The sequence below is a fragment of the Saccharopolyspora sp. NPDC002686 genome, from assembly GCF_040295745.1.
Taxonomy (GTDB): Bacteria; Actinomycetota; Actinomycetes; order Mycobacteriales; family Pseudonocardiaceae; genus Saccharopolyspora; species Saccharopolyspora oryzae.
The window spans coordinates 29,299-48,720 of sequence record NZ_JBEOVY010000008.1 but is presented as its reverse complement, the minus strand read 5'-3'; the positions used below and the strand labels follow the sequence as shown (position 1 = coordinate 48,720).

General features: G+C 70.2%; 19 protein-coding genes. 11 read left to right on the top strand and 8 right to left on the bottom strand.

The genetic code is table 11. From position 1 onward, the window contains the following. Positions 1-90: 90 nt before the first annotated feature. Both ABTZ89_RS02365 and ABTZ89_RS02360 read right to left on the bottom strand, forming a co-directional pair. Positions 91-804 carry a heparin lyase I family protein gene (locus ABTZ89_RS02365; RefSeq protein WP_270948321.1) on the bottom strand — a complete coding sequence of 238 codons (714 nt, stop codon included), beginning with the start codon at positions 802-804 and terminating at the stop codon, positions 91-93. Positions 805-951: 147 nt separating this feature from the next. Then, positions 952-2,100, bottom strand: a complete 1,149-nt coding sequence (locus ABTZ89_RS02360) for a S1 family peptidase (RefSeq protein ID WP_351039137.1) — start codon at positions 2,098-2,100, stop codon at positions 952-954. A gap of 383 nt (positions 2,101-2,483) precedes the next feature. On the opposite strand from ABTZ89_RS02360, the gene ABTZ89_RS02355 reads away from it, so the two are divergent. From ABTZ89_RS02355 to ABTZ89_RS02320, 8 genes are all read left to right on the top strand, one after another. Next, positions 2,484-3,119, top strand: a complete 636-nt coding sequence (locus ABTZ89_RS02355) for a Maf family protein (RefSeq protein WP_351039134.1) — start codon at positions 2,484-2,486, stop codon at positions 3,117-3,119. 80 nt (positions 3,120-3,199) lie between these two features. After that, positions 3,200-3,289, top strand: a complete 90-nt coding sequence (locus tag ABTZ89_RS02350; protein WP_351039131.1) for a putative leader peptide — start codon at positions 3,200-3,202, stop codon at positions 3,287-3,289. 107 nt (positions 3,290-3,396) lie between these two features. Continuing rightward, complete coding sequence (locus ABTZ89_RS02345; protein WP_351039128.1) at positions 3,397-4,740, top strand: dicarboxylate/amino acid:cation symporter; 1,344 nt, start codon at positions 3,397-3,399, stop codon at positions 4,738-4,740. Between the two features lie 124 nt (positions 4,741-4,864). Continuing rightward, positions 4,865-5,227 carry a DUF1707 SHOCT-like domain-containing protein gene (locus ABTZ89_RS02340; protein ID WP_351039125.1) on the top strand — a complete coding sequence of 121 codons (363 nt, stop codon included), beginning with the start codon at positions 4,865-4,867 and terminating at the stop codon, positions 5,225-5,227. Positions 5,228-5,290: 63 nt separating this feature from the next. Then, positions 5,291-5,947, top strand: coding sequence for a DUF3558 domain-containing protein (locus tag ABTZ89_RS02335; RefSeq protein WP_270948326.1), 657 nt, complete (start codon positions 5,291-5,293; stop codon positions 5,945-5,947). Between the two features lie 245 nt (positions 5,948-6,192). Continuing rightward, on the top strand, positions 6,193-6,564 hold the full coding sequence (locus tag ABTZ89_RS02330; protein WP_270948327.1) for a hypothetical protein: 372 nt from the start codon (positions 6,193-6,195) through the stop codon (positions 6,562-6,564). A gap of 6 nt (positions 6,565-6,570) precedes the next feature. After that, a complete protein-coding gene (locus tag ABTZ89_RS02325) occupies positions 6,571-7,458 on the top strand; it encodes a PPE domain-containing protein (RefSeq protein WP_351039120.1) in 888 nt (295 codons plus the stop codon). Continuing rightward, positions 7,455-8,246: an ESX secretion-associated protein EspG gene (locus tag ABTZ89_RS02320; protein WP_351039118.1), complete on the top strand. Its 792-nt coding sequence runs from the start codon at positions 7,455-7,457 to the stop codon at positions 8,244-8,246. The genes ABTZ89_RS02325 and ABTZ89_RS02320 overlap by 4 nt, the downstream gene beginning before the upstream one ends. A 320-nt stretch (positions 8,247-8,566) precedes the next feature. Here ABTZ89_RS02320 and glpD read toward each other — a convergent pair whose 3' ends face one another. Both glpD and ABTZ89_RS02310 read right to left on the bottom strand, forming a co-directional pair. Further along, positions 8,567-10,303: a glycerol-3-phosphate dehydrogenase gene (glpD, locus tag ABTZ89_RS02315; RefSeq protein WP_270948330.1), complete on the bottom strand. Its 1,737-nt coding sequence runs from the start codon at positions 10,301-10,303 to the stop codon at positions 8,567-8,569. Between the two features lie 233 nt (positions 10,304-10,536). Next, on the bottom strand, positions 10,537-11,364 hold the full coding sequence (locus ABTZ89_RS02310; protein WP_270948331.1) for a DeoR/GlpR family DNA-binding transcription regulator: 828 nt from the start codon (positions 11,362-11,364) through the stop codon (positions 10,537-10,539). 321 nt (positions 11,365-11,685) lie between these two features. Here ABTZ89_RS02310 and ABTZ89_RS02305 point away from each other — a divergent pair, with 321 nt between their 5' ends. The 3 genes from ABTZ89_RS02305 to ABTZ89_RS02295 all read left to right on the top strand — a co-directional run bounded on the left by ABTZ89_RS02305 (position 11,686) and on the right by ABTZ89_RS02295 (position 15,851). Then, the gene (locus ABTZ89_RS02305) at positions 11,686-12,441 is read left to right on the top strand and encodes an MIP/aquaporin family protein (RefSeq protein ID WP_270948332.1); all 756 of its coding nucleotides are present in this window, start codon (positions 11,686-11,688) and stop codon (positions 12,439-12,441) included. 34 nt (positions 12,442-12,475) lie between these two features. Next, entirely contained in the window at positions 12,476-13,981 is a 1,506-nt protein-coding gene (gene glpK / locus ABTZ89_RS02300; RefSeq protein ID WP_270948333.1) for a glycerol kinase GlpK, read from the top strand. Between the two features lie 490 nt (positions 13,982-14,471). Beyond that, positions 14,472-15,851, top strand: coding sequence for a hypothetical protein (locus ABTZ89_RS02295; protein WP_351039111.1), 1,380 nt, complete (start codon positions 14,472-14,474; stop codon positions 15,849-15,851). A gap of 42 nt (positions 15,852-15,893) precedes the next feature. Here ABTZ89_RS02295 and ABTZ89_RS02290 read toward each other — a convergent pair whose 3' ends face one another. The 4 genes from ABTZ89_RS02290 to ABTZ89_RS02275 form a co-directional block, all read right to left on the bottom strand. Continuing rightward, positions 15,894-16,727, bottom strand: a complete 834-nt coding sequence (locus ABTZ89_RS02290; RefSeq protein WP_351039108.1) for an NAD(P)H-binding protein — start codon at positions 16,725-16,727, stop codon at positions 15,894-15,896. Positions 16,728-16,788: 61 nt separating this feature from the next. Then, positions 16,789-17,772 (bottom strand): aldo/keto reductase, encoded by a 984-nt coding sequence (locus tag ABTZ89_RS02285; RefSeq protein WP_351039105.1) that lies wholly within the window; start codon positions 17,770-17,772, stop codon positions 16,789-16,791. Next, entirely contained in the window at positions 17,769-18,080 is a 312-nt protein-coding gene (locus ABTZ89_RS02280) for an L-rhamnose mutarotase (RefSeq protein ID WP_351039102.1), read from the bottom strand. Before ABTZ89_RS02280 ends, ABTZ89_RS02285 begins: the two co-directional genes overlap by 4 nt. A gap of 14 nt (positions 18,081-18,094) precedes the next feature. Continuing rightward, a complete protein-coding gene (locus ABTZ89_RS02275; RefSeq protein ID WP_351039099.1) occupies positions 18,095-19,399 on the bottom strand; it encodes an L-fuconate dehydratase in 1,305 nt (434 codons plus the stop codon). Positions 19,400-19,422: the final 23 nt, after the last annotated feature.

Sequence of the window (19,422 nt, the reverse complement as noted above, 5' to 3'; positions counted from 1 at the left end):
GCCGCCCCCGCCCCCCCGCCCCCGGTCCCCCCCGCCCCGCCCCGCCTCCCCCCGGGGGGCCGGCCCCCCCCCCCCCCCCCCACGGCCGGATCACGGTGCCACGTCGGCGTACTCGGTGCCGATCTTCAACGCGTCGATCTCGTTGACCACGTCGTCGCCCTCGGCGCCGTAGACGCCCCACTTCGGGTGGTTCTCGCTGTCGAAGGTGCGGCACGCCCAGCGGTGGGATCCGTCGGTGAACGTCTGCTGCTCACCGTCGAACCAGAACTCCACCCAGCCGCCGGTGGTCTCGTCGGACAGGTGCAGGCCGAGGACGATGCTGTGCCACTCGCCCGCTGCGATCGGGCGCTCCCAGATGATGCGGGTCTCGTCGGGTTGGCGTTGCAGCAGCGACAGCTTGCCATCGATGACTTTGAGGACGACCGGGTAGTTCTGGACGTGGCTGCCGTAGGACTTCCACTGGAAGGTGGCGTTGTTGTCGACGGTGCTGGACAGCTTGCTGCGCCAGCCCAGGTAGTAGGTGGAGCCGTTCTCGAAGTCGTACTCCTGGCCGTCGACGCTGATGCCGCGGCTCTCGCACCGCCGGAGCCCGGCGGGCTTGTCGTAGCGCCAGATCGCGCCCTGCTCCGGGTCGTCGACCGCCGTGACGCTGCCCGGATCGGCGCATTCGGAACCGATGTGCGCGAAGACGCCGGTGCCGTGCGAGGCATCGCCGTCCCACATGACCGCCGCGGACGCCGGAGGCGCCGACGCGAGCAGGAACGCCGCCGCCACCAGGGCCACGGCGGGAGTTCTCCCGACCATGATCGTTCCCTTCCGGCGGCGGAAGGCCAGATCTACCGGAACCCCAGGTCCGGCGTCCAGAGGTGTCACCCGAATCGCGCTGGTCAGGACTCGTGAGCACTTTGGGGTGCCATAGCGCCCCAAAGTGCTCACGTGCACCTACCAGGCCTAGCCCGTGACGAGGCTGAGGCCGTAGGCGTTGAGCGCTTCCTGGACCGGCTGGAAGTAGGTCGTACCTCCGCTGGAGCAGTTGCCGGAGCCGCCCGAGGTCGTGCCCTGGGCCTGGTTGCCGCTGATGAACGAGCCGCCCGAGTCACCCGGCTCCGCGCAGACGTTGGTCTGGGTCAGCCCGTAGACCGTGCCCTCGGCGTAGCGCACGGTCTGGTTCATCGCCTGCACGGTTCCGCAGTGCCAGCCGGTGGTCGAACCCGAGCGGCAGATCGACGAACCGGTCGGCGCCACCGACGCGCCGGAGACCACCCGGCCGTAGCCGTTGTACATGTTCACCAGCCCGCGCGGCGTCCAGTTGGAGTTGGCCGAGACCCAGGCGTAGTCGTCACCGGGGAACGACGAGCCCTGGAAGGTGCCCATCGAAACCTGGTTGTAGCCGGAGACCGCGGTCCCCGGACGGCCGCAGTGCCCGGCGGTGACCATGCCCGCAGCGCCGGAGGAGGTCCGCACCGGGAAGCCGACCGAGCATCGCCCGCCACCCATGTAGTAGGCGTCCCCGCCGATGAGGTCGTAGAGCGGCCGCGGCGCTTCGGCGACCTCTTCCACCCGCACCGAGTCGTCGAGGCTCCGCGCCTCGGCCAGGAAGTCCTCGGTGGCGGCGTCGCGCTGCGTGCGGTCGACCGACACCACGACGGAGTTCGACCGCACGTCCACGCGCCAGCCCGTGACCGACCGCGGCGCGGACGCGTCCATGCTGTCCAAAGTGGACTTCGTGGCGTCGAGGTCCCGCTCGCTGTTGGGCACCACCACGGCGTCCGCGCCGGCGGCGCGCGCGGCTTCCGCCGCACGTCCGTCGGTCACCGCCGCGACGAGCTTGCCGCGCGCCGCGTCGAAGTAGGAACCGGCGAAGGCCCCGCCCGTGCTGCCGCGCACGGCCTGGTCCAGCCGGATCGCCTCCGCTTCCCGCGCCAGCCGGTCGTGCGCCTGCTGCTCGGTCAGCCCGAAGTCCCGCTGCATCGCGGCGAGCAGTTCCGGGGACACCTGTTGCTCCGCGGGTGCGGCGCTGGAGGGCACCGCCAGGGCGGCGAGCGTGCCCGCCGCCAGCACCGCTGCACCCAACAACCGGGTGGTTCTGCCTCGACTCATGGTCGACTCCCTCGATCCGTTTCTGGGCAGGGATCACCCGCGCACGACCGATCGGGCCGCGATGCGCGGGAGCTGGAGCCCCGGCGTCCACCGCCGGGGACGAACGCCCGCCCGAAGAGCAGGGCGGGTGGAGCAGAGGAAGGGATGAGCCCGAACCGACCGCAGACCGCGACGATTCGTGCGAAGGACATTTAAAGAGACCGTCGCCGCAGCGGACACCACCTTTCGGGGCATCCTTGGCACCTGAATCCCGCTGCAGGACGGGCTTTTCGGCGCGGAACCGCCAGCAGCAGCACTGGCCGATGGGCCGAGCGGGGCGAAGGCGGTTCGTCGCTTCGAGCCGGGAGCGGAACCGGTGCGGGGCGGTCTCTACCATCGGCGGCGTGCGCTTCGTGCTTGCTTCCGCGTCCCCCGCCCGCCTCTCGGTCCTGCGCTCCGCCGGCATCGAGCCGCTGGTGCGGGTTTCCGGCGTCGACGAGGACGCGGTGACCGCTTCGCTGGGCGACCCCTCACCGACCGAGCTGGTCACGGCGCTGGCGCAGGCCAAGGCCGACGCGGTCGCCGCCGAGATCGGCGTCGAGGAGCCGGACGCGGTGGTCGTCGGCTGCGACTCGATGCTGCTGATGGCGCACGGCGAGATCGTCGGCAAGCCCGGCACGCCCGAGGCGGCCGCCAAGCGCTGGGCGCAGAACGCGGGCAGCAGCGGTGAACTGCTGACCGGGCACGCGATCGTCCGGCTCCAGGGCGGCGAGGTCATCGCGCGCGCCAACGGGCACCTAGGCACCACCGTGCGGTTCGGGGAGCCCAGCGAGGCCGAGCTGGAGGCCTACGTCGCGACCGGCGAGCCGCTGCACGTCGCGGGCGGGTTCACCCTCGAAGGCTTCGGCGGCTGGTTCGTCGAGGGTGTCGACGGCGATCCGTCGAGCGTGCTCGGGATCAGCCTGCCGCTGACCCGCAAGCTGCTCGCCGAGGTCGGCGTCAGCGTCGTGACGTTGTGGAGCACCCCGACTGCGGAGTGAGATCGGACATCCGGCGCCCGAGTGAATACGAACACAATTCGGTTACCCCTGGATGGGTTTCGCCGCGCGGCTGGTTACAAATGTTCGCGATGGACACCCTCCGACGGCTGTATCTGACTTCTCGCCTGCACGTCGATCTTCGACGGCAGGCCAGCTCCGTCTGTCTGTGATCGAGCGCGGCACGGCCGCTTCCTGAGATCCGCGCGCCCTCGTCTCGCGCGCGCCGCTCGAATCCGAACTGCCTTCGAACCCCACTCCGCGAATCCGGGAGACCCCTGTGTCCACCTCCGCTGGGCGATCGCGCCTGCGCTTCAACCCCAAGCTGTTCGCCGTGGCCGTCGTCGCGTCGCTGGTGCTCGGCGCTCTGCTCGGCTACATCGCCAAGCAGACCGGCGCCGAGTGGCTCACCACGACGCTGGACACCATCGGCACGACCTTCACCAAGCTGCTCACCTTCACCGTGCTGCCGCTGATCTTCACCGCGATCGTGGTGGGCATCAACAGCCTGCGCGGTCTCGGCGGCGGCCGGACCGCGGCGCGCCTGGGCGGCAAGACCGCGCTGTGGTTCGCCATCACCTCGCTGATCGCGGTGGTGATCGGCCTGGCCGTCGGCTCGGTGTTCCAGCCCGGCAAGGGCCTGGTCATCGAACCCGACCCGGAGAAGCTGCAGTCCATCGGCGAGAAGACCCACGGCTCCTGGCTGGACCTGATCAACGGTCTGGTGCCCAGCAACCTGATCAGCGCCTTCTCCGAGGGCGAGACGCTGCAGGTCGTGTTCATCGCGCTGATCATCGGCGCCGCCACCTACAGCCTCGGCGAGAAGGCCGCGCCGTTCGTCGAGTTCAACAAGGCCGCCTTCGAGGTCATCCAGCGAGTGCTCGGCTGGATCATCAAGCTCGCCCCGATCGGCACCCTCGGCCTGATCGGCAACGCCGTGGCCAGCTACGGCAACGAGTTCTTCGCGCCGCTGCTGAAGCTGATCGGCTCCACCTACGTGGCCTGCGCGCTGGTGCTGTTCGTGGTCTACCCGCTGCTGCTGGGCCTGGTCGCCAAGGTCAGCCCGGTGCGCTTCTTCGCCAAGTCCTGGAACGTGCTGCAGTTCGCGTTCGTCTCCCGCTCCTCCAGCGCGAGCCTGCCGCTGACCCGGCAGACCACCGAGGACCTGGGCGTTCCGGCGTCCTACGCGAACTTCGCGGTGCCGCTGGCCACGACCACCAAGATGGACGGCTGCGCCGCGATCTACCCGGCGGTCGGTTCGATCTTCATCGCGAACCTCTTCGGCATCAGCCTCGGCCCGGTGCAGTACCTGACGATCGTCGCGGTCGCGGTGTTCGGCTCGATCGCCACCGCAGGCGTCACCGGCTGGTTCACCATGCTGACGCTGACCACCGCCGCGCTGGGCTTCCCGCCCGAGGTGGTCGCCACCGGCATCGCCATCGCCTACGCGGTGGACCCGATCATGGACATGATGCGCACCGCCACCAACGTCGCTGGCCAGATCGTGGTGCCGACCGTGGTCGCCCGCAGCGAGGGCCTGCTCGACGACGAGGTGCTGGCCAAGCCGAGCACCCCGCTGGTCGAGAGCAAGGCCGCCGACGAGACCGAGCTCGTCAACGCCTGATCCGCTCCGCTCGGAGGGCCCCGTCGACACCGGTCGGCGGGGCCCTCCGACGTTTCGCGGAACAGTGCCGGAACCCTCCGCTCACCCGGCTCGAACGGGGGTCCGCCGACCGTAGGATGGGGGCGTGGAGAAGGGACGGCGGGGCAAGGACCTCCGCATCGGCGACCCCGAGCGCGAAGGCGCGATGCGGCTGCTCGGCGAGCACTTCGCCGTCGGACGCCTCGACGTCGCCGAGTACGACGAGCGCTGCCGCCAGGTCGCCGCGGCCCGGTTCAGCTCCGAGATCGAGGCGCTGTTCGAAGATCTGCCCGATCCCCGGCCGATCCGCGTGCCCCAGACGCCCGAGCCCCGCCCGGTGGGGATGAAGGTCGCGCTCGCGGTCGGCGTGGCGGTGCTGGCCGTGCTGCTGCTCGTCGTCGCCCGGCAGGCCGCCCTGATCGTGCTGATCCCGCTGATCGCCGTCCTCTGGTTCACCTGGCGCCGCTGAAGATCACTCGGTTCATCTACCAGGACCGCGCCGCCTCCGACCACGCTTCGTTACGGTGATGGCATGCACAGCTCGCGGATCACCGGGGCTCGGCGGTTGAGCGCGCTGCTCGCCGCCAGCACGCTCGCCCTCACCGGGTGCAGCCTCTGGCAGTCGCAACCGACCGCGGACACCGCGGCCCCACCACCGATGCCGCTGCCCACGACGAGCACCCAGCCCCCACCGCCACCACGGCCCTACGAGCTCGGGCTCGACGGCGTCGCGGCGTGCACGCTGCTCACCACCGCCCAGCGCAACCAGCTCGGCTTCGACCGCGACCCGATGCCCGACTCCGAGGCGGGTTTCGGCAACGCGGCGACCTGCAGCTACCGCAACACCACCGCCAAGGTGGGCGCCCGGCTGGCGCTGATCACCACCGAGGGCATGAGCGTGTGGACCGACGACACCGCGCAGGTGGAGGCCACCCAGGTGGTCGTCGGCGGATTCCCGGCGCTGGTCATCAAGACGCCCGGGCTCGACCTGTCCTGCAACGTGGCGGTGGACGTCGCCGAGGGCCAGCACCTCGACGTCCTGTACCGCGACGACGGCGGGCAACCGCCGTCACCGGTGGACCAGCTGTGCGCCGGAGCCCAGCGGGTCGCGGAGGACGCGGTGGTCACCCTGTCCTCGCCGGAGACCTCGGAACCCACGCAGACCAGGCAGACCACCCAGCCGCGTTGATCACGCAGTGCGATCAGTTGCCCAATGCAAAGAGTGATACTCACCGCTTATGGAGCACTCCCCAGCGTGACGATTGGTGACTACAGTGTCCGCTGGACGTTTAGTAGCTTGAGCGCTCGGGCGTTCCGCTCACCGGCCAGGTGCCCGCACAACACCTGCCCCGGCGCGCGGCCCCGCACAACCGCGCGTTCGAGCACGAGGGCCTGCACCCGCGATCAGGGCCCTTACCTGTGGGAGGGGAAAACGTGCCGCTAACTGCTCCGTGGGGCGACAGCTCGACCGAAGCCCTGCCGGGAGTGTCCGGCGGCTCGATGCAGGTCGAGCCCGCCGCCATCCCCCGGCTGGTCAACGCGCTGCAGGAATCGCTGGACGCGGTGGGCCTGCAGATCGAGCACGCCATCACCGAACTGCGCATCCGGCCGTGGGCCGGCGACCCGGTCAGCGCCGACGCCGCCGAGGAGTTCAACAAGCGCTCCCTCGGCGGCGGCGACGACGCGCTGACCGCGTTGTGCGGTTACCGCGACCAGCTGCAGGCCGCCGCCGAGTCCTTGGAGCGCGCCAACCGCCAGTACTCGACCATCGACGGCGAGACCGCGATGGGCATCGGAGGCTGCTGACCAGCGATGAGCGACCACCGGTGGCAGGGGTACCGACACCCCGAGCTGTACGCGCAGATCAACGAAGGCCCGGGAGCCGACGGCTCGACCAGCAGCGTCCGGCGCTGGAGCGAGCTGACCCGCGCGCTCGGCGACATCGACGCCGGGCTGGCTTCCGTGCTGACCTCGGCGATGGCCGGGTGGAGCGGAGCCGCCGCCGACAGCGCCCACGACGGGCTGCGGCCGCTGGGCAACTGGGCCGCGCTGGCCCAGGAGGCCACGAGCGTGATGCGCGAGCGGGCCGAGGAGCAGGCGGAGTTCATCGCCAAAGCCCGCCGCGACATGCCGCCGCCGGTGCAGGTCAGCGCGGAGGAACCGAGCGGCGCGGAAACCCTGCTGACGCACCTCTTCGGCGGGCAGACCGACTACGAGGTCCAGGAGGCCAAGCAGCACGCGGCCGAGCAGCGCGCGTTCGACGTGATGCGCACGTACGAGGCGTCGACGCAGACCAACACGACGTCGCTGGCCTCGTTCACCCCGCCGCCGCAGGTCGTCGTGGACGTCCCGCCGAGCGGAGGCTCCAACGTCTCCGCCGGTCAGCAGAACGTGACCATCAGCTGGGGTCCGGCGAACGTGCCCGCACCGCGCGGATCGACGAGCGCGACGCAGCGCACCGGCCAGCCGATCACCACCAGGTCCGGCACCACCTCGACGCGGGGCGGTGAAGGCCGGTCCGCCGGCGCGGGGCGGCCGACCGGCAACGAGCGTTCCGGCGGTGGTGGACGCGGAAAGCGTGAGCAGCGCGACGAAACCGTGGACCAGAAGGTCACGGAGAAGGTCGGCAACCGCGGCGGGTTCTTCGACCTGGCGGAGTCGCCGTCGCGACCGGTGATCGGCGGCGAACCCGGACAATGACGTTCCCCGCGACCGCCCGGCAGCTGGTCCTGTCGGCGCTGGAGTTCGACGTGCTCGTCGAGCACCTCGAGCTCGAAACCATGCCGCTGGTGCTCAAAGTCCCGTCCCCCGGCCGCACCCACACCGAACGCGCCGAGCTCGTCGACTCGGCGTGGCGCTCGCTGCACGGGCGCGGTCTCGGGCGGCCGACCGACGTCGACGCGGACCTGGAGCGGATGCTGCGCCTGCTGGCCCACCCGGACCGCGAGGTCGACGGGCGGCTCTGGCTGGACCGCAGCGTGCGGGTGCTCGCCGCGGCGAAGGGTGACGAAGCGGTCCTGGTCGTCAAGGACGGAGATCAGCTGACCTTCCGCTCGGCGTCGGCGAGCGGCTTGCCGCGCGAAGCGATCTCGGTTCTGCCCGCGCTGCCACCAGGTCCCGGGCGCTCGGTCTCGCTGCGCAGCAGCGACTTGGACGCCGCGGCGGAAGAAGCCGGCAACAACGTCGAGCAGCTGACCAGTGCTCTGCAACGCCGAGGCCTCCGCCCGGACGACGCGGAAGCCCTGACGGGCATGGTTTCCGGCGTGGGCGCTCGCGGCCAGTTCGGCGCAGCGGCCCGAGACCGCTTCGGCCGCCGGGTCCGAGCAGATCGGGTCGTCGGCTTCTTCGACACGACCCACGGCCGCTACGCCCAGCTGCGACGGGAATCCCCGTCCGGCGACGTCTGGAGCACGATCGCCCCGGTCGACGCCCGCCGCCTGACGGCCCACCTCGAAGAACTCCTCACCGAAGCGACCACCGACCGCTGAGCCCGCCGCGAACCGCAGTTTCAATTGAAACTGCGATCCGCCGTGCCTGGGTTCCGCAGTTTCAATTGAAACTGTGGTTCAGTACCACCCGCACCGAACCCCGGAACCACGACCCGACGACCCACCGCAGGACACCGGGTCAGGTCCCGAACCGCCAGGTGCTCCGGGCCGTGTCCGGTGGGTGCTCCGTTCCGGGCGCAAATTCAATGGAAATCGGAGGTCCGATTTCCATTGAATTTGCGTTGGCCCGCAACGCGATCCGGCGCCGATGCGCCGGGGAGCGGCACATCGACGCCGGGGTCAGGAGCGGTGGAGGAGGGTCAGACCAGCGGTTCTTCGATGCGCTTGCGGGCCTCCGGGGCCGCCGACCGCTTCGCGTCCGCCGCCTGGTCGTCGGGCTGGGTCTGCGAGTCGCGTTCCGCCTCGACGCGCTGCGTGTAGACCTCGACCTCGCGCGCCACCTGCTCCTCGTCCCAGCCGAGGACGTCGGCCATCAGGCGGGCCACCGGCTCGGCGCAGTCGACACCGCGGTGCGGGTACTCGATCGAGATGCGGGTGCGCCGGGTGAGCACGTCCTCCAGGTGCAGGGCACCCTCCGCGGTGCACGCGTAAACCGCCTCGGCCTGCAAGTAGTTCGGCGCGGCCGGGATCGGCTTGAGCAGCTCCGGGCGGTCGGCGGCCAGCGCCAGCACGTCGTGGATCTCCGAGCCGTAGCGGTCCAGCAGGTGCCGGATCCGGTACGGGTGCACGCCGTGCTCGGCGGCGAGCTGGTCGGCCTGGTTGATCAGCGCGTGGTAGCCGTCGGCGCCGAGCAGCGGGACCTGGTCGGTGCACGAGGGGGCCATCCGGCCGGCGATGTCCGGGGACACGGCGTCGACCGCGTCGGCGGCCATCACCCGGTACGTCGTGTACTTGCCGCCGGCGATCGCAACCAGCCCCGGGGCGACCCGCGCCACCGCGTGCTCGCGGGACAGCTTCGAGGTCTCCTCGCTCTCCCCGGCCAGCAGCGGGCGCAGACCCGCGTAGACGCCCTCGATGTCCTCGTGCTTCAGCGGGGTCGCCAGCACCGTGTTGACGTGCTCGAGGATGTAGTCGATGTCGGCCTTCGTCGCGGCCGGGTGCGCCAGGTCGAGGTTCCAGTCGGTGTCGGTGGTGCCGACGATCCAGTGGTTGCCCCACGGGATGACGAACAGCACCGACTTCTCGGTCTGCAGGATGATCCCGGACTCGGCGACGATGCGGTCGCGCGGGACGACGATGTGCACGCCCTTGCTGGCGCGCACCCGGAATCGGCCGCGGCCGCCCGACAGGTGCTGCAGCTCGTCGGTCCAGACGCCGGTCGCGTTGATCACGGCCTGCGCGCGGACCTCGGTCTCGGCACCGGTCTCGACGTCGCGGACCCGCACACCGGCGATCCGGTCGGCTTCCCGGATGAACCCGTTGACCTGCGTGGAGGTCATGACCACCGCGCCGTAGCGGGCCGCGGTGCGGGCGACCGTCATGGTGTGGCGGGCGTCGTCGGCCTGCGCGTCGTAGTAGCGGATGCCGCCGATCAGCGCGCTGCGCTTCAACGCGGGCACCATCCGGAGCGCACCGGCGCGGGAGAGGTGCTTCTGGCCCGGGACCGAGCGGGCGCCGCCCATGGTGTCGTAGAGGAACAGACCGGCCGCGGTGTAGGGGCGCTCCACGAACCGCTTGGTCAGCGGGTACAGGAACGGCACCGGCTTCACCAGGTGCGGCGCGATCCGGGTGAGCATCAGCTCGCGCTCCCGGAGGGCCTCGCGGACCAGCGAGAACTCCAGCTGCTCCAGGTAGCGCAGGCCACCGTGGAACAGCTTGCTGGAACGGCTCGACGTGCCGGCGGCGAGGTCGCGGGCCTCGACCAGCGCGACCTTGAGGCCGCGGGTCGCGGCGTCCAGCGCGGCGCCGGCACCGGTCACCCCGCCACCGATCACCACCACGTCGAACTCGTCGGCGCCCAACCGCCGCCAGTTCTCGGCCCGCTCGGCCGGTCCCAACGTGCCCTTCAGCCGGTTCTCGGTCTTGTCTTCGGACACCGCGTCCTCCTCGCTCGAATCGCGTCCCACCAGGTCTTTCAGCGGCGGCGGAAGCCGCGCGCGGGGTGGGACTCAGCTTGCTCCGCTGCGTGCACTCGCAGGCCTTCGCTCGAGGACTACCCCGGGCCGGGAAGGCGATCGCGGGGCACTGCCCGCGCCACCGCGCAAGTCACTTGCAACGCACTTTCCAACGCCCACCGCCGACGCGGGAACCGGACCTTGACGAATGGTCATCATGCCCGACCAGCACGGTCCGTGCCCGGTGCGACACCACGCGCATTTCCTGCCTGCTCGACCAGCGCACCGCGGTCGCGCAGCACCTCGATGTCGGCGCTGCTGGTCTTGGAATCGACGATGACGATGTCGAAGTCCTCGACCGGCGCGACCGCGTGCAACGCCCGCCGCTCGAACTTGGTGTGGTCCACGTAGAGCACCCGGCGCTGCGCGGAGGCGAGCATCGCCTTCTTGATCTGCACCATCTCCTGCTGCGGGTAGCAGCAGATCCCGTCGGTGACCGCGGAGACCGACATGATCGCCAGGTCCACCCTCAGGTTGCGCAGCGCGTCCAGCGCCATGCCGCCGACGAAGGCGTCCGCCCACGGCAGGTAGTCGCCGCCCACGCAGATCAGGCTGATGCCCGGCGCGTTGCGCAGCTCGTCGAACACGCCCCGGTGGTTGGTGACCACGGTCAGCGGCGCCCGTTCGGGCAGCAGCCGGGCCAGGTAGACACCGGTCGTCGAGTCGTCCAGCACCAGCGCCTGGCCGGGTTCGACCAGCTCGACGACGGCGCGGGCGAGCTCTTCCTTCTCCGCCTGGTTCTGCGGCAGCCGGTATTCCGACGCCGCTTCGTAGAGCAGTGACGACGCGGCGGAGACGTTGCCCCGGTTGCGGTGCACCAGGCCCTGCGACTCCAGGTCGGCGAGGTCGCGGTAGACGGTCATCGCGCTGGCACCGATGGTCGCGACCAGGTCGTCGATGCGCAGGGTGCCCTCGGCCATCACCAGCTCGGTGATCTTGCGCCTGCGGTCCTGCTGCTTCTCGGACGGACGCCGAGCGGACATCGTCGTCCTCCCTCTCGCTCCCACACCAAGCAACTCGATAAAAACACCATCAGAGGTGCCTTGCAACGTTGTTTTCCCCAAGTCTAATGTTACCGCAGAGTACGGAGCGGCGTCGGGTCGCGCTGCTGCCAGAACCGGGGCCGATCAGCACCCGCGCGGTCGATCCAAGGCGTTGGGCGGGACGGAGCAACCCGGTACCCACGACTGGCAGCATGCATGGACACGTGTTCACATGCGGCAGTACCGTCCCGACTCGCTCCATGTCGGACAGTCACGAAATCCCGCCTGTGCCAACGGCGGCATGAAGAGGGGACGTCAAGGATGACGACCAGTCTCGGGGAGATCTTCCTCTGGGAGTTGATGGGGACAGCGGTACTGACGTTGATGGGCTGCGGCGTCGTGGCCAACAACGTGCTGCGCAAATCAGCCGGGCACAACGGCGGTTGGTTGCTGATCAACTTCGGTTGGGGGTTCGCGGTCTTCGCCGGCGCGAGCATCGCTGAACCCACCGGCGCGCACATCAACCCGGCAGTCACCCTGGGGCTGGCGATCAACGGCCAGACGCCCTGGTCGGAGGTGCCGGTCTACATCATCGCGCAGATCATCGGCGGCACGCTGGGCGGCATCCTGTGCTGGGCCGTCTACAAGCTGCAGTTCGACACCCACGACGACCCCGCCAACACGCTGGGCATCTTCTCCACCGCACCGACCGTGCGGAACTACCCGTGGAACCTCGTCACCGAGATCATCGGCACCTTCGTCCTGGTCTTCTGGATCATCCTCAGCCCGCAGGCGGGACCCTCCGGCGCGGACGGCGTGCCCACCTTCGGCAACTCGGCGCTCGGCTACGCCGCGGTCGCCTTCATCGTGATCGGCATCGGCAACTCGCTCGGCGGCCCGACCGGCTACGCCATCAACCCGGCGCGCGACCTCGGTCCGCGCATCGCCTACGCGATCCTGCCGATCCGCGGCAAGGGCTCGGCCGACTGGGCCTACTCCTGGGTGCCGATCGCCGGCCCGATCATCGGCGGTGTGCTGGCGGGTGCGTTGGCCCTCGCACTGCCCATCGCCAGCTGACCAGATTCGTCCACATAGGAAGGTAGAAGGACAGATGGCTTCTTATGTCGCCGCCATCGACCAGGGCACGACCTCGACCCGGTGCATGATCTTCGACCACTCCGGCCGCGTCGTCGCCGTCGACCAGGTCGAGCACCGCCAGATCTTCCCGAAGGCCGGCTGGGTCGAGCACGACCCGATCGAGATCTGGACCAACACCCGGCAGGTCTGCGCCGGTGCGCTGGCCAAGGCCGACCTGGTGTCCTCCGACGTCGTCGCCGTCGGCATCACCAACCAGCGCGAAACCACCGTGGTGTGGGAGAAGGCCACCGGCAAGCCGGTGTACAACGCGATCGTCTGGCAGGACACCCGCACCGACGAGATCGTCAACGCCCTCGCCGCAGGCGAGGACGGGCAGAACCGGTACCAGCGCAAGACCGGTCTGCCGCTGGCGACCTACTTCTCCGGTCCCAAGGTGAAGTGGATCCTGGACAACGTCGAAGGCACCCGCGAGCGCGCTGAGCGCGGCGAGCTGCTGTTCGGCAACATGGACACCTGGATCCTGTGGAACTGCACCGGCGGCCCGGACGGCGGTCTGCACGTCACCGACCCGACCAACGCCTCCCGCACGATGCTGATGGACCTCGAGCGGCTGGACTGGGACGCCGACATCTGCGCCGAGCTCGGCGTGCCGATGGCGATGCTGCCGGAGATCCGCTCCTCCTCCGAGGTGTACGGGAAGTTCCGCGAGCGCGGCGTTTTCGCGGGCATCCCGATCGCGGGCATCCTCGGTGACCAGCAGGCGGCCACCTTCGGCCAGGCCTGCCTGTCGCCCGGCGAGGCCAAGAACACCTACGGCACCGGCAACTTCGTGCTGCTCAACACCGGAACCGAGCGAGTGATCAGCGAGAACGGGCTGCTCACCACGGTCGGCTACAAGATCGGCAGCAACGACACGGTGTACTGCCTGGAGGGTTCGATCGCGGTCACCGGTTCGCTGGTGCAGTGGCTGCGGGACAACCTCGGCATCATCTCCGACGCCCCGGAGATCGAGCAGGTCGCCAGCACCGTCGAGGACAACGGTGGCGCCTACTTCGTGCCCGCGTTCTCCGGTCTTTTCGCACCGCACTGGCGTTCCGACGCCCGTGGCGCGATCGTCGGCCTGACCCGCTACGTCAACCGCGGTCACCTGGCCCGCGCGGTGCTGGAGGCGACCGCGTTCCAGACCCGCGAGGTGATCGAGGCGATGAACGCCGACTCCGGTGTTCCGCTGAAGTCGCTGAAGGTCGACGGCGGCATGGTGAAGAACGAGCTGCTGATGCAGTTCCAGGCCGACGTCCTCGGCGTGCCGGTGATCCGACCGGTGGTCGCGGAGACCACGGCGCTGGGCGCGGCCTACGCGGCCGGCCTCGCGGTGGGCTTCTGGACCAGCGAGGAGGACATCCGCTCGAACTGGGCCAAGGACAAGCAGTGGGACCCGCAGATGCCTGCCGAGCTCCGCGAGAAGGAGTACAAGAACTGGCAGAAGGCGGTCTCCAAGACCCTGAACTGGGTCGAGTGAGAAACCTTCTCGCCTGACGGCGAATCAAAACGACGGCGCGGCCCGCACCTCTGCTCGAGGTGCGGGCCGCGTCTTCTTCGGTCTGCTGCGCGAAGTTCCCGACGTGGTTCCCTCCGGGGTGGATCGGAGGGAACCACGCTTCGGGAGGGGCGGAGCGCCCTGCCCCAGCGCTGCTCGCCCTCGGCAGCGCCGGACGGCGAGCCGAGGGGTGCTCGCCACCAGGACATCGGTCGCCGCCGCGAGATCGCTGCCCTTCGATCTCGTCCCTGCCGGTAAGACGTCCGGCCGAACTCGGGGTTGCTTCCCGGGTCCGGAAATCTCGGCGGAACCGTTCTCGATCTCGTTTCGTCCTACCTCCAGCTCGACACCCGCAACCGGAATCGCCGTCGAGCTCTGGGGTTTCTCTTGCTGGCGTTTTCCCACTGCGCGCGCGAAAATCCGGTTCGCCCGATTTTCGTCCATAGTGGACTTGGACGTGGAGGTTGGACGGATGAAGAGCGGGAGCAGAGCCGCAGCTCTGGTGGTGTCGGGCGTGCTGGTCGGGGCGGTCTCGGCGTGCGGGTCCGCGGACCCCGCCGTCGGTCCGGCGGAGATCGACGCGGAATCCCGGATCACCGCCCCTCCCGGATTCGACGCCGAATCCGGTTGGGAGTACAAGCCGGCCTGGATGCCCGGGCTCGAACCGCTGCCGGTGGCCACCTCGACGTCCGGGCAGATCGCCCACCTCGACCAGACCCAGGAGGGCTACGTCCTCCGGGTCCGCGAAGCCGCTTCCGGCGACGAGGTCTGGAGCAGCACGCCGTGGAAGGCGCCCGACCTGACCAAGTCCCAGCTGGCAGGTGATCCGGAGTCGTGGGACAGCGATAGGCCGATGACCGTGCCCCGGGTCATGCGCATCACCAGCGGTGGCCAGGAGTACTTCGCCGTGCTGGCCTACGGCGAGAAGCGCGCGGACCAGCTGCACGAGGCCGAAGAAGGCGTCTCGGTGTCCTTCTACCCGGCCGCCAGCTCCGGAGACTCGGTCGCCCCGGTCTCCTCCGCCGACCTGACCGAGGCCAGCGAATCCACCGATCTGCGGTCCACGCCGACCGGCCTGCTGGCCCAGGCCGACGCGACCTCGTGGCTCGTCGACCCGGCCACCGGCAAGACGACCGAAACCCCGGCCGCGTCGGAGGAGTGGGAGGACGACCCGGTCTTCCCCACGTCGAAGGGCCTGGTCCACAAGGGCCGCAGCGGCGGTTTCGGCATCCCCGGCGGCTGGCGCAGCGACCAGGTGGCTCCGCCGGGCGTTCCGGCGACGCTGGGCGACCCGTCCGAGGAAACCTGGTTCTCCACGGCCCCGGAGACCGACTACAACGGCGACATCAGCGGCGCGGTCGAAGGCCATCTGCTCGCCAAGTGGACCAACCCGGACACCAACGACGTCATCACCGCGGTGCACGACGCGGAAACCGGTCGGGTCGAAGCGACTGCCCCGTGCGATGTTTCGGCGGTGTGGGGCGTCGACTTCCAGGTCCCCGAGTCGGTCACCTCGGACCTGACCCCGGCGCTGTCCCCGAACGGCCAGTACCTGGTCGCCGAGGGCGCGCTGTTCGACCTCAAGTCCGGCAAGGGCTTCTGCTCCGACAGCGACGAGAAGGCCAAGGAGATCAACCTGATCTCGGTCGGCGACGACGGCACCGCCTACGGCTGGGCCGAAGGCGATGACGACGACTCCCCCAAGACCCCGGTCTCGGTCACCGCGCAGGGCAGCACCGCGCTGCCCCCGGAGACCCGGATCCCGGCCGCGGTGCTCGGCGACACGGGCGTCTTTGCCTCCGACCCCGGCCAGGACGCCGCCGGCTTGGTCGTCATCTCCAAGAACGGCTGATCGGTCGAGGTCGGGCGGCATCCCCGCTCGACCTCGCCGTGCTCAGCTGAAATCGCCGACGTGGTCGGCTGCCCACTCGGGGAAGGTCCGGGCCTGGCGCCCCGTCACCTGCTGCACGGTCGGCACCGGTGGGGCCGGGTTCTGCCCCGCTGTCGCCCGGTAACCGACCAGGGTGTCCGCAATTGCTTCCGGCGTCCCCTGGGCAACCATGCGGGCCTTCGCCTGCTCCGGGGTTTCCTCCTCGAAGCGGACGTCCCGGCCGATCGCGTCCCCGATCGCGCGCACCTGGTCGGCGAGGCTGATCAGCTCCGGTCCGGTCAGCGGGTAGGCCTTCCCGGCGTGCCCGTCCTCCAGCAGTGCGGTGACCGCGACCGCGGCGATGTCGTCCTCGTGGATGGGCGCCTGCAGCGCGCCGGGGAACGGTTCCCGGACCGCGCCCTCCGAACGAATCGACTCCGCCCAGGCCAGCGCGTTGGTCGCGAACGCACCCGGCCGCACGAACGTCCACTCGAAGCCGTTGTCCTCGATCGCCTGCTCGATCAGCCGGTGGCGCTGACCGATCGCGTTCTCCTCGCCGAACTCCACCGCCAACGACGACAGCAGCACGACCCGCCGGACACCAGCGGCCTTGGCCTGCTCGACGAACGTCGCAGTGCTTTCCGGAACCGGGAACAGGAAGACCCGGTCGACCCCGTCGAGCGCCTCGCGCAGCGGCTCCGCATCGCCGAGCCCGCCGCCGAACACCTCCACCCCGGCTGGCAGCCCGGCGGTTTCCGGATTCCTGGTCAGCGCGCGCACTTCCGCGCCGGAAGCCAGGAGCCGATCGACCACGCGGCGCCCGACGTTCCCGGTCGCACCCGTCACCAACACCGTCATCAAGTTCTCCTCAACCGATCGGATCAGGGCGACCACGCTAGGACCTCGAGCGCGCTGGAGGTCAAACGCCCGGCAACGACATGCCGTCCGGCAGCAGCCCGGCCTCGACCAGTTCCGCCCACACCTCGGACGGCACCGGCCGGTCGAAAAGCGCTGCGTTGCGGTGGACTTCGCCGGCCGACCTGGCTCCGACGACGACGCTGGCCACGGCCGGGTGCGCGCGGGTGAAGGCCATCGCCACCTGCGGCAGGCTGGCGCCGTGCCGGTGGACCACGTCCGCGATCCGTGCGACTTTCGCGCGCAGCTCCGGGGAGGCGGGCGCGTAGTCGAACATCGCCTCCGGGCCGAGCTCGTCGGTGGCCAGGACACCACCGTTGAACACCCCTGCAGCCAGCACGGAAACGTTGCGGCGCAGGCACGTCGGCAGCATGGTGCCGGCGGCGGACTGCTCGAGCAGCGTGTAGCGCCCGGCGAGCATCACCGCGTCCACGTCGGTCTCGGTCGCGAACCGCTCCAGCATCCGCCACTGGTTCATCCCGACGCCGATCGCACCGACCACGCCTTGGGTTCGCAGCTCGTGCAACGCCGGGTACGCCTCGTCGACCGCCTGCGCCCAGTGGTCGTCGGGGTCGTGGATCAGCACCAGGTCCACGCGGTCCAGGCCGAGCCGCCGCAGGCTGGTCTCCAGCGATCGCCGCACCCCGTCGGCGCTGAAGTCCCACACCCGCTCTCGGTCCGCGGGCACGTCGAAACCCGCCGGATCGCGGGTATTCGCGGTTCGCGGGCTCGGCACCAGCAGCCTGCCGACCTTGGTGGACACGACCAGCTCCGACCGCGGCCGCCCGGCCAACGCGGTGCCGAGACGGCGTTCGGCCAGGCCGAGCCCGTAGTGCGGTGCGGTGTCGAAGTAGCGGATCCCCGCGTCCCACGCCGCGTCCACCGCGCCGAGCGCCGTTTCCTCGTCGACCGCGCGGTAGAGGTTCCCGATGACCGCGCCGCCGAATCCGAGCGGGGACACCTCGACGTCCGAGCCGCCGAGCTTCACGGCAGCTCCCACACCTGCCGGAGACCGGTGTCCGCACCGGAGTAGTCGTCCTCGACCGCCAGCAGCTCCGACATCCGCGCCTGCCAGGCCACGTTGGCCGGGTGGTCGCGCAGCGCCCGCCGCATCGCCTGGTAGTCCTCGACCTCCACGACGTGGAACAGGTCCTGGCCGTCGCGCCAGATCCGCCAGCTGTGCACGCCGGCTTCGCGCAGCGCCGCGTCCAGCTCGGCCGGGATCACCGCGTGCACCTGCTCGTACTCGGCTTCCCGGCCCGGTGCCAGCTTGGTGCGCAAGGCGATTCGCTGCATCCGCTCCCCGTCCCTCACCCGCCGGCCCACACCGGCCCGTCGGGGTAGCTGTGCTCGCGCAGCGCCTCCGGGCGCAGCTGCGCGGAGAAGCCCGGACGCCGCGGCGCCTGGTAGTGCCCGTCCCGGATCACCACCGGGTCCACGAAGTGCTCGTGCAGGTGGTCGACGTACTCGACGACGCGGCCATCGGTGGAACCGGACACCGCGACGAAGTCGAACATCGCCAGGTGCTGCACCAGTTCGCACAGCCCGACCCCACCCGCGTGCGGGCACACCGGGACCCCGAACTTCGCCGCCAGCAGCAGGATCGCCAGGTTCTCATTGACCCCGGCCACCCGCGCCGCATCGAGCTGCAGGAAGGACAGCGCCTTGGCCTGCAGGAACTGCTTGAACACCACGCGGTTGGCGACGTGCTCCCCGGTGGCCACCCGGACCGGTGCGACGGCCGAAGCGATCGTGGCGTGTCCCAGCACGTCATCCGGGCTGGTCGGCTCCTCCACCCACCACAAGCCGAAGGGCGCGAGCTCGCAGATCCAGCTGATCGCAGTGGACACGTCCCAACGCTGGTTGGCGTCGACGGCGATGCGGACGTCCGGACCGACCTCTTCGCGCGCGATCCGCATCCGCCGCACGTCGTCGTCGAGGTCCGCGCCCACCTTCAGCTTCAGCAGCGGGAAACCCCGGTCCACCGCTTCGCGGCAGAGCCTCCGGAGCTTCTCGTCCGAGTAGCCCAACCAGCCCGGGCTCGTGGTGTACGCCGGATAACCGTCGCGGAGGAGTTCCGCGGTTCGCTCCGCGCGGCCGGGCTCCGCACCGCGGAGGATGTCCAGCGCTTCCTCGCGGGTCAGCGCATCGGTCAGGTAGCGGAAGTCGACCAGGTCGACGATCTGCTCCGGGGACAGCTCGGCGAGCAGCTGCCACAGCGGTTTCCCGGCCCGCTTGGCCTTCAGGTCCCACAGCGCGTTGATCACGGCGCCGATCGCCATGTGCGCCACGCCCTTCTCCGGGCCGAGCCAGCGGAGTTGGGAGTCGTGCACGAGTTCCCGCCACACCGAGCCGAGATCGTCCAGCACCTTGCCCAGCTGACGACCGACCACGAACGGCTCCAGCGCCCGGATCGCCGCGACCTGCACGTCGTTGCCCCGGCCGATGGTGAACGCGAACCCGTGGCCTTCGAGCCCGTCGTCGGCGTCGGTCTCGATCACCGCGTAGGCCGCCGAGTAGTCGGGGTCCGGGTTCATCGCGTCCGAACCGTCCAGCTCCCGCGAAGTCGGGAACCGGACGTCGCAGGTCCGCAGACCGGTGATCAGCGCAGTCATCGGGCCACCTCGCTTCCGCGCCA

Bases quoted from the DNA above. Each gene is read 5' to 3' on its own strand.
- ABTZ89_RS02305 (WP_270948332.1), top strand. From the start codon at position 11,686: ATGACGACCAGTCTCGGGGAGATCTTCCTCTGGGAGTTGATGGGGACA.
- ABTZ89_RS02310 (WP_270948331.1), bottom strand. From the start codon at position 11,364: ATGTCCGCTCGGCGTCCGTCCGAGAAGCAGCAGGACCGCAGGCGCAAG.
- ABTZ89_RS02320 (WP_351039118.1), top strand. From the start codon at position 7,455: ATGACGTTCCCCGCGACCGCCCGGCAGCTGGTCCTGTCGGCGCTGGAG.
- ABTZ89_RS02295 (WP_351039111.1), top strand. From the start codon at position 14,472: ATGAAGAGCGGGAGCAGAGCCGCAGCTCTGGTGGTGTCGGGCGTGCTG.
- glpK (WP_270948333.1), top strand. From the start codon at position 12,476: ATGGCTTCTTATGTCGCCGCCATCGACCAGGGCACGACCTCGACCCGG.
- ABTZ89_RS02360 (WP_351039137.1), bottom strand. From the start codon at position 2,100: ATGAGTCGAGGCAGAACCACCCGGTTGTTGGGTGCAGCGGTGCTGGCG.
- ABTZ89_RS02280 (WP_351039102.1), bottom strand. From the start codon at position 18,080: ATGCAGCGAATCGCCTTGCGCACCAAGCTGGCACCGGGCCGGGAAGCC.
- ABTZ89_RS02350 (WP_351039131.1), top strand. From the start codon at position 3,200: ATGTTCGCGATGGACACCCTCCGACGGCTGTATCTGACTTCTCGCCTG.
- ABTZ89_RS02290 (WP_351039108.1), bottom strand. From the start codon at position 16,727: ATGACGGTGTTGGTGACGGGTGCGACCGGGAACGTCGGGCGCCGCGTG.
- ABTZ89_RS02365 (WP_270948321.1), bottom strand. From the start codon at position 804: ATGGTCGGGAGAACTCCCGCCGTGGCCCTGGTGGCGGCGGCGTTCCTG.
- ABTZ89_RS02275 (WP_351039099.1), bottom strand. From the start codon at position 19,399: ATGACTGCGCTGATCACCGGTCTGCGGACCTGCGACGTCCGGTTCCCG.
- ABTZ89_RS02335 (WP_270948326.1), top strand. From the start codon at position 5,291: ATGCACAGCTCGCGGATCACCGGGGCTCGGCGGTTGAGCGCGCTGCTC.
- ABTZ89_RS02325 (WP_351039120.1), top strand. From the start codon at position 6,571: ATGAGCGACCACCGGTGGCAGGGGTACCGACACCCCGAGCTGTACGCG.